Here is an 11,530-nt window from a genome sequence, read left to right as displayed (position 1 = left end):
CCACGGCGATATGGCACAACGACCACACCGGACAAGACGTCCTACGCTCGCTGACCGCGTTCGATCACTGACCCCTTGGAATAGATCATCTAGGCCATCGTCACCCGCCTCGGCGGCGTCCCCAAGCCGCACCGCTCGACCCTGATCCCGCAGGCAGCAGACGCACTGGCCACCGAACACGCCGAACGGGGCCGGGTCCCCGTCCTGGTCATCGATGAGGCCCATCTACTTGATCACGAACAACTCGAAGCCGTCAGGATGCTGAACCACGACATGGACTCCACCAGCCCCCTGGCCTGTCTCCTCGTCGGACAGCCGACCCTGCGGCGCAACATCAAACTCGGCATGTTGGCCGCCCTCGACCAAAGGATCGCCATCCGCTACAACATGCCACCCATGACCAGCGAGGAGACCACCAGCTACCTCGCCCACCACCTCGCCCTCGCCGGCCGGTCCGACACCCTCTTCTCCGACGACGCCATCACCCTCATCCACGACACCTCCCGCGGCTATCCCCGCGCCGTCAACAACCTCGCCGTCCAGGCCCTGCTGTCCGCCTACGCCGACAACAAGTCCATCGTCGACGAGGCCAGCGCCAGAGCCGCCGTCGCCGAAGTCACCGCAGAATGACCGGGTGACCTCACCACGGCCAGGCGTCACCTTGGACACGTGCATGCAGATGCTCGTCATGCCAGCCGTCCGAGTGCAGCAGGGCGCTTCGCATGGTGCCTTCGAGGGCGAACCCCGCCTTCTCCGCCACCCGGCAGGAGGCGGCGTTGGCGACGGAGTGGGTGATCCGGAGGCGATGCAGACCCAGGTCGTCCAGGGCCCAACGACTGACGCGGACGACCGCGTCGACCATGGCCCCGCGACCGCGGCCGGCAGGAAGGAGCCAGTACAGGAACTCGGCGCTGCCTCCGTGGAGATCGAAGGCGGCCAGTCCGGTCAGGCCGACCGGACTACCGCCCCCGGGTTCGGCGATCGCCCAGATCGCCGCCTCCTCGGTCCGCCAGCGCTTCCCCCATCGCGCGATCCGCTCGCGCGCGACATCCAGCGACAGATGTCCCGGCCGGTTCCACCGCTGAACGTCCGGATCCTGGCAAGAGTCCGCGAGGACCCTGGCGTCATCAGGGCGCCAAGGGCGCAGCTCAAGGCCATTGGCCAGGCCGAACACGGGCTGGTCGGTCCGGCTCATCCGGCCCGGGGGCACAACAGCAGGTATCGGAACGATCATCTGGGCATCATGCCAAACCTCGACGGAGAGATCGGCCCTGCAATGCCCTTCTGCAGCGGCGGTGCCCGCGACCGCCGGGCGCGTGACGGCCGCGGGCGTGCTGGGCTGACTGATGTCAGCGATGCCGGGCGATTGCTTCCCGGCACTTGGAAGACGCCGGGTCGCACGGGAACGTGAGATTAGGGCCTGGCTTCAGGCTCGTGTCAGTCCCGTCCTGGCCGCGCCGTAGGCGATGTCCGCCCACGGATGCATGAGCGCATGGGAGCGCCATGGCGCCCACGCCGCAGCAATGGTCCGCGCCTGGTCATCGGTGACGGCTCCAAGCGCCCTGCGGGCAACCAGGTCACCGGGAGCGAAGGTGTCGGGGTGCTGCATCGCGCGCGGGTGAGGTAGTCCGCGGTTCAATGACCGATGCCGGGGAGCGCGGGCAGGGCGCGGCGCGCCTCGGCGGCAGTGAGTTGCGCGAACGTGAATCCGTTGGCCCACTTCTCGGCGGCGGCCCGAAGCGTGCGGGTCCGCGCGCTGGTGAGGCCGAGGGCCGCCTGCAGTTCCGCGTCGGGATTCGCCGCGAGGTCCCGTGGTGCCGGGGGAGCTTGCAGATCGGCTATCGGCGTCTTGTGGGCGGTCACGAGCCCGCCCGGATAGGGTGCGGGCCGTGGCGAGTGAGACCTGCTGGCCGAAAACCGTCGCGGCCACCGCCTCGAGCTCATCGGGGTAGCCGATGAGCCGGATGCCGGGCCGGGCGCTCGGCCGGCGGCCGGTTCAGCGGGTCCGCGGTGAGGTGATCGGCGATCCGCGCGGTTTCGGTGTCGAGGTCCGGCCGGCGTCGAATCGCGACCGCCATGCCGTCGGGGTCAGGCACCTCGTCGGGGAGCTGGGCGACGGCCCCGTCCTCGGCGAAGGTCGTCTTCACCCGTGCAGGGCCTCCTGCGTGGGGCAGAAGCCGGGTGTGGGCGCGGCCTGGGATGTCGGCTTCTTCGGCTTCTGGGATCGCGTGGGCAGCCGGCATCCGTAGAGCGGTCTCAAAGTCGGTGGGACCGTTCGGGATCAGGTGCAGGAGGGTCACGATGTCCAGATTCCAGAGCTGCCCCGTCGATGCGAGCCGAGCAGATGGGTGTCGACGATGCCGATCGCCTCCATGAGCGCATACATGGTGGTCGGGCCGACGAAGGCGAATCCGCGTCGGCGCAGCTCCTTTGACAACGCGATGGACTCGGCGGACTTCGTGGGGATCTCTGCAAAGGTCCGGGGGCAGGGCGTGCTCTCGGGCCGGAAGGACCACACCAGCTCGGCCAGGCCCATCTCCTCACGCAGCATGATGGTGGCGCGGGCATTGGTGATGGTCGCCTGGATCTTCTGCCGGTTGCGCACGATGCCGGCGTCGGCCATCAACCGCTCGACATCGGTCTCGGTGTACGCGGCGATCGCGTCCGGGACGAAGTTGTCGAACGCCGCACGGAATGCGGGTCGCTTGCGCAGGATCGTTGCCCAGGACAGGCCCGCCTGAAATCCCTCGAGGCTGACGCGCTCGTAGACGCCGCGTTCGTCCGTGACCGGCATGCCCCACTCTGTGTCGTAGTAGTCGCGCAGCAGAGGGGCAACGGCTGCCCATGCGGGCCGGGCGAGCCCGTCGTCCCCGACGACGACGCCGGGGTCGACAGTGGTGTTGCTTGCATCCTGTGTCATTCGATCACCCGGCGAGCCCGGTCATGCGCATCGTGATGTTGATCCGGCCGCGACTGATGCCGCATCCCTCGGGGGCGGTGCTCTCGTGCACCTTGGTGACACCGTGGTAGGCCAGTCGGGCGGGTCCGCCGAAGACGAAGAGGTCGCCGGAGGCCAGCAGCAGGTCGGTATAGGGTTTGCCGCGGCTTTCCGTGTTGCCGAATCGGAACGTGCAGCTGTCGCCGATGGACAGCGATACGACCGGGGCGGGGGAGCTCTCGTCCTTGTCCTGGTGCATCCCCAAGCGGGCCTTTGCGTCGTAGTAGTTCACCAGCGCGGTGTCGGGCGTATAGGAGCTGATCGCGGCTGCGTCGTGGCCAGTGACCTTGAGGGCATACCGTCCCAGACAGATCATCCAGTCGGGGAACGGAAGGACACGGGCGCCGTTCACGTCGGTGGCCTCTCGCGTGTACTTGTACGGTTGCCAGTGCCAGCCCAGACATACGGTGCGCACTGACATCTCGTGTCCGCGGACCTTCGCGGCGCGGATGGGGACAGGGCCTTGCACCCACTCGCGGAACTGATCCACGATCCACTTCTGCTGTTCCCGCGTCAGCCAGTTGGGGACGAGGGTGGCGCCCGGGGCGACTTCTCCCCCGTCACGCTCGGGGGGCTCCGGGGTGAACAGCGCTGTCATCGCTTGCCCTGCGCGTGTGTGAGGTGCACGAGGGAATCGTGCGCAACGAGCCAGGAGGTGCCGTCCGCGCTTGCACCGGCCAGGCCGTCCAGATGGGTCAGGCCGACGAGTGCGAGAGTACGCGGATCGCCGATTCCGGCGGTCGCGAGGGTGCGTTCGGGGCTCCAGGGAGTCGACCACAGCAGCCGCCGGGTCATCTGTGCCCAGCCGGTTGCCGGCCCGGCCATCACCCACAGGTCGGGGTTGGCGGCGGCGAATCGTGACGCGTGGCGCAGCCAGGAGGCCCCGGTCTCGGGCCAGGCGACCGTGTCGAGAGTTCCGCCTCCTGTGCGATCCCAGGCCGATTCGATCAGGCGTGAGGTCGCAAGGGCGTGAGGGGTGCGGCCGGAGCCGATCACGATAGTGCGGGCACGGCGGTCGCGAGCAATTCTGATGACGGTCGCGACCTCGGCATCCGTGGCCGTCAGGTCCGCGTCATAACTCGCTGACGCCTTCAGCAAGGGGCTGGTCAGGGCTTCCATCGTTCGCCGTTCTCGCGGGCGGCCTTCCACTTCTGGTAACGGTCCTTGCAGCAGGCTCCGCAGGGGCGGAACCCGGCCGCGACCGCCGTGGCCTCGTCGGCGAAGAAGACCCGGTGCTTCACATAGCCGCCGCGAGCGATGGCGCGCAGCGCGTCGGGACAGTCGAGCCGTCCGTAGATCTTCGAGCCGCGGCGGCCGCCCCACAGCCCCTTGACCGCAGACCGACAGGGACGGCCGTCTGCCCCCAGAAGGGTGTACGTCTTTGTTGCGTTGCTCATGCGGCGTCGTGGAAGACGAGGGCGAGGGTGTGACGTTCGCCGGACCGGATGGCGGATACGCCGTGTCGAACTGGTGCGGCGGACCATCCGCGGGCGGACTCGACGGGTCGGTCGCGGGTGGTGAAGAGGTATCCGTGACCGTGCGGCAGCAGCGTGGCCGTGCCCCGTGACTGGGCGCGCGGGCGCTGTTCCAGCAGCAGGAATTCGCCACCCATGTGATCCACGCCGGGCTCGTTGAGGTTGATCACGACCTGCAACGGGAACACGAGGTCGCCGTACAGGTCGCGATGCAGAGCGTTCCAGTCCTTCTCGCCGTAGCGGAGCAGGATCGCCGAAGACTTCGTCTGGCCGGCGTCGTGGCACATCTGAAGCCACTCATCAAGCGAGTCCGGCCACGGTGCGGGCCGGCCGAGCTTGGTCCACCAGTCGCGGGCGATGGGAAGCAGCCGCGGGTACAGAGCCTGCTTGAGCCGCTCGACCGGTTCCGGGTACGGCGCGTTGAAGTAGCGGTACCGTCCCTCACCGAAGCGGTGCCGGCCCATGTCGACGGTGCTGCGGAACAGGCCGTCCTGCTCGTACAGCTCCCTGATCTCCACGGTCTCCTTGGGGGTAAGCAGTTGCGGCAGCAGTGCGCCGCCGTACTCGTTGACCTCCGTGGTGATCGCCTCCCAGTCGCCGGACTCGACGCGGCTGTACCACCGGTCCGTATTCTCCCTGGCCGCCTTCGCGGTGCTCATGCTGCGGCCTCCAGGTTCAGCAGCCTGGTCTTGGCTTCGAGTCCGCCGATGTAACCGCCGAGCGTGCCGTCGGTACGCAGCACGCGGTGGCACGGGACGACGATCGGCAGCGGGTTGGTCGCACAGGCGGTGCCCACCGCCCGGACGGCCTTGGGGTTGCCGACGAGCTCGGCCATGTCCCGGTAGCTGCGGGTCTGTCCGTACCCGATCTCGGGCAGATGCGCCTGCACGAGGCGCCGGAATCCGCGAGACAGGGACAGATCCAGCGTCAGGTCGAAGACCTGGCGGTGCTTGGCGAAGTACTCGTCGATCTCGCGAGCCGCTTCGTCGAGCCGCTTCGGGGCGCGCAGGATACGCGGGCTGAGCTTCTGGCCGAGGGCTTCCAGAACCCGATCGTGGTCCTCGCTGGCGTACGCCACGCGGACCAGCCCCTTCGGGGTGGCGGCGAGCAGCAACTGGCCGACAGGCGAGTCGATGGTGGTGTAGGCGACATCGACGAGATCGGCTCGCTCTGCTGCCTGCTCCAGACGGCGGTGGAGCCGACTGAGAGTGTCGGCGTCCACGGGCGTCGACAGCAGGGCGGTCATGTCGTCATCGTTGCGAATGTCGTTCATGATGATGCTCCTTTCGTGATCGCGCCCGGATATTTCTTCCTGAGATTCTTGAGCCCGTCTGCGGCGGCTCTTCGGGCCGCCTCAACGCTGCCGCCGAGGATCTCTGCGATCTCGGCGTATGCCAGCCCCGCCACATAGCGGTAGGCGACGGCCTGGCGCTGTTTGCTCGGGAGCCCTTTCACTGCGGCCCACAGGTCAGAGTCCCCGGAGTCCGGGATGCCCCGCCCTGTCGGTGCTTCCGGTACCTCGTCGACTGGTAGGGGGCTCCTCTTCGCGACACGCAGCACGTCGATAGCCTTGCGATGCGCGATCGTCACGAGCCATGCCTCCACGTTCGCCGTCTCAGGCAGGTCGGGATAGGCGCGCATGGCGGAGAGGAAGGTCTCCGACCATGCGTCGTCCGCGTCGTGCGGGCCGAGGACGACCCGGCAGACGCGCAGCACGGTTGCGCCGTGCTGCGCGACTACGTTCTCGAACGGTTGTTTCATGTCCATCCCATTGAAGACGTACTTTCAGCGGCAAACGTGAGTTTTCCGGTCAGAACAACCGACCGGTGCTGACCGCGGTCGGCTCCTCGAGCTCCAGCAGTGCCTGCTTGCGCTTCAGCCCGCCCGCGTATCCGGTGAGGGAACCATTGGAGCCGACGACGCGGTGGCACGGCACGAAGATGCACAGCGGGTTCGCACCCACGGCCTGTCCGACCTGTTGCGCGAGACCGCGGTCTCCGACCTGCTCGGCGACACGACCGTAGGTGGTCGTGTCACCGCACTGGATGCTCTTCACGATGTCCCAGACGGCGTGCTGGAACGAGTCGCCCTCGGCGGCGAGCGGGGGATCGAACTGCCTACGTCGTCCCGCCAGGTAGTCGCGCAGCTGTCGGGCCGCTTCGTTCAGCAGCGGGTCCGTCAACTCGGTCACCTCGGGGCCGAACGCCTCCTGCGAGGGCCGACGGACGTGGTGCCTGAAGTACAGGCCGGCAATCGTCTCGCCCTTGGCGACGAGCGTGATCGGTCCAAGGTGGGTCTCGATCACGATGTGTCGAGTGCTCATCTGCGTTTCCCCTCTCCTGGCTGGTAGACGTGCGCCGCCCGCAGAACGTGAGATTTCAGATGGTGTCGTGTCTGGGAAGGGCAGGTCGCTGACGTGGGGTGGTATCTGCGGCGGGCGTGGCTGTCATGGGGCGGTACACCCCACCCCGTGCCTCCGTCTTGGGAACGGCGCTTCTGATCCTTCGGTGGCTGCGCGGCTGCACGGTGGTGGGTGTTGGTGTCCGCGGCGGAAGGCTATTCGGCGGGGCAGCCGGGCGTGTGGGGTGAGGTCACGGCGGGGTTGAAAATGTCCAGGCCGGTGTTGGTGGCGCGGCTGCTGGAGCTCGATGCGGCGGCCGGCGCGTTGACTACGGCGCATGTGTGTGCGGGCGCCCAGGTCGGTGGGGTGAGTGTGCGGACGTGTGGCGGTGGCTGGATGCGGCGGGGGCGGAGGGCCGTGTGGAGCGCAGGCCGCGGGCCCGGCTGGAGCTGTCCGACCAGCCGTGGCAGGTGTTGGCGCAGGCGGGCGGGAACGTGTCGGTGCTGCACCGGCACCTGAAGGATGCCGGGGGAGAGGTGCCCTCGCTGGCATCGCTGTACTGGGTGGTGCGCCGGGACCGTGCGATGTCGTTGTCTATGGGGCCGTCGAAGCTCTCGGGCAGCGCACGCGAGACGGCACGGCGAACCCAGCCAGGTCACGGCGACGACGGTGGCGCTGCAGCCTTCGTCTGGTGCATGTCACCGATCGTCTGCCATAACCGCAGCGCCCGCCCGCGGTGCTGGCGCGCCAGGTCGTGGACGCCGGCGGCGGCGTCCAGGTCGCCGATCAGTTGCCAGCACGCGGCCTCGTCCTGGCGGTCGCCGTGCCGGTGGAACAGGTCCGCCGCGCGTTCCAACGCAGGGCTCGCCCGGTCCCGGTCGTGCTGACCGGCGTACACGCGGCCGACTTCCAGCAGCGTGTACGCGGCGCACCGCTCGTCGGCCAGTCCCTCGAAAGTGGCCAACGCCTGCCACAGGCAGCGCAGTGCCTCGTCCGGATCACCGCGCCGATCGTGCAGTCGGCTGAACCGCCGCAGCACGACCGCCACCCGATGCCCGTCGTCGAGCGCCGTGGCCTGGCGCAAGGCCTCGCCGAACCAGGACTCCGCCTCGTCGAGCTCGCCCTGCATGAGCCGCATGACGGCCATCGAACAGGACAGCTGCGCTTCGAGGTGCCGGTCGCCCTCACCGACCGCGATGGCCAGCGCCTGTTCGACACGATCGACGGATTCGCAGTAACGGCCCTGCACCCGGCTGACCGTGCCCAGCATCGCCACCGACAACGCCTCTCCACGCTTGTCCCCGCCGTCCTGGCACAGCCCGACGGAGGACTCCAGGGCACGGGTCGCCCCGTCGAACTCGTCTCGGTAGATGTGCAGCTGGCCTAGTCCGCGCAGCAGCACCGATGCGCCGCGCACGTTGCCAGCGGCCTCGGCCGCGTCCAGCGCGAGCCGGTGCCCGTGCTCCCAGTCCTGATACAGGCACCGGTGGTCGTAGTAGGTCACCGTGCTGGCCGCCAGCTCCCAGGCCAACTCGTCCAGTCCCCAGTCCACGGCCAGTTTCACCGCGCCGAGCAGGGTATCGCGTTCCACGTCGAACCAGCCGACCGGGTCGGCCATCAGCCGGTCCACCACCGCGTCGGGTAGCGACCGGCGCGGCGCCGAACCGGGCTCGCCGACCAGCAGCCCGGCCGGCAGCCGATCGGTGCCGCGCCCCGCCAGCTCGAGCCAGGCGGACAGCACCCGGATGATCGCGTCCCGCTTGTCCGCCGCCGGCAGCTGGGCGGCGATCTCCACGGCACAGGTCCTGATCAAGTCGTGCAGCCGGTAGCGCGGCTGGCCGATGGCGTCGGTGGCGGTCAGCCGCACCAGGCTGGCGTCGACGAGGGTGTCCAGCACCTCCTCGGCGTCCGAGCGGTCCAGCAGCGGGCCGACCACCCAGCCGGGCAGGGTGTAGGCGCCGAGCAGCCCCAGCAGGCTCAGCGCGCGCACCGCGTCGGCCGGCAGCAGCCGCAAGCTGAGTTCGACGCTGGCTCGCACGCTGAGATCCCCGATCCTCAGCTCGGCCAGCCGCCTGGACTCATCCTCGATCCGTTCCCGCAGCACCCGCAGCGACCAGGCCGGGCGACCGGTGAGCCTGGCGCTGGCGATCCGGATCGCCAGCGGCAGGTTGCCGCAGCAGGCGAGGATCGCGTCGGCCTCCGCCGGTTCTCGCTCGACCCGCCGCCGCCCGACGATGCCGGTGAACAACTCCCGCGCCTCCGCCGGGCTCAGCACGTCCAGGTCTATGTGCCGGGCGCCGGGAAGTTGCGTCAGTAGAGTGCGGCTGGTGATCAACACGGCACAGCCGTCGGCCCCGGGCAGCAACGGCAGCACTTGATCGGCGTGACCGGCGTCGTCCAGCACCACCAGCATCCGGCGGTCCACCAGCAACGACCGGTAGAGCGCGGCCCGTTCGGACAGGCCGTCCGGGATCGCGCTGCCGGCGATCGAGAGTGCACGCAGTGCCTCGGCCAGCATCAGCGCCGGGTCCCGCGGCTCGTCCGATGTCGCGGCGAGGTTGAGGTAGAGCTGGCCGTCGGGGAAGGTGGCGCTCGCCAGCCGCGCGGCGTGTGTCACCAGACAGGACTTGCCGACACCGGGACCGCCCACGATGACGGCCACCGGGGCCTGGTTCGGCGCCGACCCGTCGAGTAATCGGGCGACCTCGGCCAGCGTATCGGCCCGGCCCACGAAGTCGGGCACGTCGAGCGGCAGTTGGCGCACCGGCATCGCCATGACCGGTTCGGTGGCCGCCGTGTCAGGACTTTCCGGTCGTCTGTCCGAGGGGCCGCTCGCCGGGACAGGGACCGCCAGGGCGGGATCGGCGGCCAGGATGCGCAGATGCAGCGCCTGGATCGGCGGGGTGGGGTCGACGCCGAGTTCGCCTGCCAGTGTCCGGCGCAGCCGCTCGTACACCTGCAGCGCCTCGCCTTGTCGCTGGCTCCGGTAGAGGGCGACCATCAAGTGTTCGGCGACTTGCTCGTCGTAGGGGTGCTCGCGCAGCAGGGCGGTCAGATCCTCGATGACCTCACGATGACGCCCCAGGTCGAGTTCGATGCTCAGGCACAGTTTGTGCGCGGCCGCGCGCTTCTCGTTCAGCCGTGCCGCATCGAGTTCCAGGACCCGGCTGGAGATGTCGACCAGGGCGTTACCGCGCCAGCAGGCCAGCGCCCGCCGCAGTGCGACAGCTGTCTCGAACGGGGCCTTGTGCCGTTCGGCGAGGTGCCGCTCGTGGTCGAACTCCAGTAGGTCGAGCTGATCCGGGGCCAGGTGAATCTGGTAGCCGCCGCGCCGCGTGCTGATCAAGGAACCGGGTGCTCCGCACGCGGCAAGGTTGCGGCGCAGCCCGGAGAGAGCGTCCTGGACCTGACGGACCGCGGTGGCGGGTGCTTTTCCGTCCCACATCACGGCGACGAGCCGTTCCATGGCGACGACGTTGTTGGCGTCGACCAGAAGCGCGGCCAGCATCTTGGCCTGCCGCGGTCCGTCGAGCCGGACCTCGCGCCCGGTGATCTGGGCGTGTAACGGCCCCAGCACGCCAAATCTCATGTTCCCCCCGGCACTTCACGATCAGCGCCGATCCCCCGGCTGACCTGGCACTAGGACGAATCTAGGACGGCCGACGGCCCCGTGTCCATAGCGTCACCGCGGGGCACTCAGCCGTTCCCGCGCGATGAAAGGAACAGCAGTCAAACGTTCGGTCAAGGCAGCAGTGGTGGCCGCGACGATGGCCGTCGCCACTGTCACCTCTACCGGTGGCCCAGGCCCATGGCTGACCGATGGGTTGACAGGACCGCAGCTTCTCACCGGCCAAGCGGCCACGCCCAGTCGAGGCAGCACGGTCGATCTGAGCCGAAGTTCGTCACCGACGCAGGAATGCGCCGTATGAGGAACGAGGCTCACGCTCAATGGTCTCGCGAACTACGCGAAAGCGTCGACACTGGAAGGTGCCTATGAGTTTCAAGAAGGCACTCACCGTCTCGGCAGCCGTTGCGGCCTCCCTGGCCGGCAGCCTCCTCACGGCATCCGGCGCCCACGCCGCCACCCCGTCGTCCAGCACCGACGTCGTCTCCCCGGCGTACAGCCAACGTCGTTCGATTAGTTGATCTTGGTCAGGTAGAGTACCTGTCTCGTGCCGAGTGATCATGTTGCTGGTGGGAGTTACCCGGAGCGGGTGCGGTTGGGGCTGCTCACGCGTACCTTCACGCCCGAGTTGGTGGACCTGGCGGTCGAGGAGGCCGGGGTGCGGGAGGAGCGGACGCGGTCGCTGCCTTCGACGCTGATGGTGTACTTCACGTTGGCGATGTGGCTGTTCACCGGCCAGGGTTACGCGCCGGTGCTGCGGGAGATGGTGGAGAACATCCCGCGTCGGGCCGGGGAGCGCCGGCGTGCGGCGAACGCGGGCTCGCTGGCGGTGGCCCGCTGCCGCTTGGGCCAGGCCCCGCTGCGGCTGCTGTTCGACAAGGTCGCCGGTGCCTGCGGTACGGCCGCCACCCCGGGGGCGTTCTGGCCGGGGGCTGCGGCTGCTGTCGATGGACGGCACGCTGCTGGACGTGCCGGACAGCGACGCGAACGCCGCCGCTTAGAACTCCTAACAGAATGCTGCAACTCGCCTCGGAATGAAGGGGTCTGATGACTTGTTAGCCTGCACATGAGAAGGGGTGAGCGGCCGCCGT

15 protein-coding genes are annotated in these 11,530 nt (G+C 68.8%); 3 read left to right on the top strand and 12 right to left on the bottom strand.

Annotation, left to right across the window (positions count from 1 at the left end; genetic code table 11):
• Positions 1-96 precede the first annotated feature (96 nt).
• Complete coding sequence (locus tag ACWD5Q_RS34360; protein WP_451430999.1) at positions 97-630, top strand: ExeA family protein; 534 nt, start codon at positions 97-99, stop codon at positions 628-630.
• Positions 631-640: 10 nt separating this feature from the next.
• Here the strand turns inward: ACWD5Q_RS34360 and ACWD5Q_RS34355 are convergent, their stop codons facing one another.
• The 12 genes from ACWD5Q_RS34355 to ACWD5Q_RS34300 form a co-directional block, all read right to left on the bottom strand.
• The gene (locus ACWD5Q_RS34355; protein ID WP_451430998.1) at positions 641-1,234 is read right to left on the bottom strand and encodes a GNAT family N-acetyltransferase; all 594 of its coding nucleotides are present in this window, start codon (positions 1,232-1,234) and stop codon (positions 641-643) included.
• Positions 1,235-1,635: 401 nt separating this feature from the next.
• Positions 1,636-1,863 carry a hypothetical protein gene (locus ACWD5Q_RS34350; RefSeq protein ID WP_451430997.1) on the bottom strand — a complete coding sequence of 76 codons (228 nt, stop codon included), beginning with the start codon at positions 1,861-1,863 and terminating at the stop codon, positions 1,636-1,638.
• Between the two features lie 77 nt (positions 1,864-1,940).
• A complete protein-coding gene (locus ACWD5Q_RS34345) occupies positions 1,941-2,300 on the bottom strand; it encodes an AlkA N-terminal domain-containing protein (RefSeq protein WP_451430996.1) in 360 nt (119 codons plus the stop codon).
• Positions 2,297-2,920: a DNA-3-methyladenine glycosylase I gene (locus ACWD5Q_RS34340; protein ID WP_451430995.1), complete on the bottom strand. Its 624-nt coding sequence runs from the start codon at positions 2,918-2,920 to the stop codon at positions 2,297-2,299. Before ACWD5Q_RS34340 ends, ACWD5Q_RS34345 begins: the two co-directional genes overlap by 4 nt.
• Positions 2,921-2,924: 4 nt before the next feature.
• A complete protein-coding gene (locus ACWD5Q_RS34335; protein ID WP_451430994.1) occupies positions 2,925-3,596 on the bottom strand; it encodes an alpha-ketoglutarate-dependent dioxygenase AlkB family protein in 672 nt (223 codons plus the stop codon).
• The gene (locus ACWD5Q_RS34330; protein WP_451430993.1) at positions 3,593-4,117 is read right to left on the bottom strand and encodes a hypothetical protein; all 525 of its coding nucleotides are present in this window, start codon (positions 4,115-4,117) and stop codon (positions 3,593-3,595) included. The genes ACWD5Q_RS34335 and ACWD5Q_RS34330 overlap by 4 nt, the downstream gene beginning before the upstream one ends.
• Positions 4,105-4,395, bottom strand: coding sequence for an Ada metal-binding domain-containing protein (locus tag ACWD5Q_RS34325; RefSeq protein ID WP_451430992.1), 291 nt, complete (start codon positions 4,393-4,395; stop codon positions 4,105-4,107). Before ACWD5Q_RS34325 ends, ACWD5Q_RS34330 begins: the two co-directional genes overlap by 13 nt.
• A complete protein-coding gene (locus tag ACWD5Q_RS34320; protein ID WP_451430991.1) occupies positions 4,392-5,132 on the bottom strand; it encodes a 2OG-Fe(II) oxygenase in 741 nt (246 codons plus the stop codon). Before ACWD5Q_RS34320 ends, ACWD5Q_RS34325 begins: the two co-directional genes overlap by 4 nt.
• On the bottom strand, positions 5,129-5,746 hold the full coding sequence (locus ACWD5Q_RS34315) for a methylated-DNA--[protein]-cysteine S-methyltransferase (RefSeq protein ID WP_451430990.1): 618 nt from the start codon (positions 5,744-5,746) through the stop codon (positions 5,129-5,131). Before ACWD5Q_RS34315 ends, ACWD5Q_RS34320 begins: the two co-directional genes overlap by 4 nt.
• Positions 5,743-6,234 (bottom strand): RNA polymerase sigma factor, encoded by a 492-nt coding sequence (locus ACWD5Q_RS34310; protein WP_451430989.1) that lies wholly within the window; start codon positions 6,232-6,234, stop codon positions 5,743-5,745. Before ACWD5Q_RS34310 ends, ACWD5Q_RS34315 begins: the two co-directional genes overlap by 4 nt.
• Before the next feature lie 49 nt (positions 6,235-6,283).
• On the bottom strand, positions 6,284-6,796 hold the full coding sequence (locus ACWD5Q_RS34305; protein WP_451430988.1) for a methylated-DNA--[protein]-cysteine S-methyltransferase: 513 nt from the start codon (positions 6,794-6,796) through the stop codon (positions 6,284-6,286).
• Positions 6,797-7,469: 673 nt separating this feature from the next.
• Entirely contained in the window at positions 7,470-10,391 is a 2,922-nt protein-coding gene (locus tag ACWD5Q_RS34300; protein ID WP_451430987.1) for a BTAD domain-containing putative transcriptional regulator, read from the bottom strand.
• Between the two features lie 416 nt (positions 10,392-10,807).
• On the opposite strand from ACWD5Q_RS34300, the gene ACWD5Q_RS34295 reads away from it, so the two are divergent.
• Together ACWD5Q_RS34295 and ACWD5Q_RS34290 are read left to right on the top strand one after the other, a co-directional pair.
• Positions 10,808-10,960, top strand: coding sequence for a hypothetical protein (locus tag ACWD5Q_RS34295; RefSeq protein ID WP_451430986.1), 153 nt, complete (start codon positions 10,808-10,810; stop codon positions 10,958-10,960).
• Positions 10,961-10,986: 26 nt separating this feature from the next.
• Complete coding sequence (locus ACWD5Q_RS34290) at positions 10,987-11,487, top strand: transposase domain-containing protein (protein ID WP_451430985.1); 501 nt, start codon at positions 10,987-10,989, stop codon at positions 11,485-11,487.
• Positions 11,488-11,530 lie beyond the last annotated feature (43 nt).

This window comes from Streptomyces sp. NPDC002513 (genome assembly GCF_053595355.1).
Note: the sequence above shows the minus strand (reverse complement) of the source record. Positions and strands in the feature narration are given on the sequence as shown.

Coding starts and splice junctions, on each gene's coding strand:
- ACWD5Q_RS34355 (WP_451430998.1), bottom strand. CDS start 1,234: ATGATCGTTCCGATACCTGCTGTTGTGCCCCCGGGCCGGATGAGCCGG.
- ACWD5Q_RS34340 (WP_451430995.1), bottom strand. CDS start 2,920: ATGACACAGGATGCAAGCAACACCACTGTCGACCCCGGCGTCGTCGTC.
- ACWD5Q_RS34335 (WP_451430994.1), bottom strand. CDS start 3,596: ATGACAGCGCTGTTCACCCCGGAGCCCCCCGAGCGTGACGGGGGAGAA.
- ACWD5Q_RS34330 (WP_451430993.1), bottom strand. CDS start 4,117: ATGGAAGCCCTGACCAGCCCCTTGCTGAAGGCGTCAGCGAGTTATGAC.
- ACWD5Q_RS34325 (WP_451430992.1), bottom strand. CDS start 4,395: ATGAGCAACGCAACAAAGACGTACACCCTTCTGGGGGCAGACGGCCGT.
- ACWD5Q_RS34320 (WP_451430991.1), bottom strand. CDS start 5,132: ATGAGCACCGCGAAGGCGGCCAGGGAGAATACGGACCGGTGGTACAGC.
- ACWD5Q_RS34315 (WP_451430990.1), bottom strand. CDS start 5,746: ATGAACGACATTCGCAACGATGACGACATGACCGCCCTGCTGTCGACG.
- ACWD5Q_RS34310 (WP_451430989.1), bottom strand. CDS start 6,234: ATGAAACAACCGTTCGAGAACGTAGTCGCGCAGCACGGCGCAACCGTG.
- ACWD5Q_RS34305 (WP_451430988.1), bottom strand. CDS start 6,796: ATGAGCACTCGACACATCGTGATCGAGACCCACCTTGGACCGATCACG.
- ACWD5Q_RS34295 (WP_451430986.1), top strand. CDS start 10,808: ATGAGTTTCAAGAAGGCACTCACCGTCTCGGCAGCCGTTGCGGCCTCC.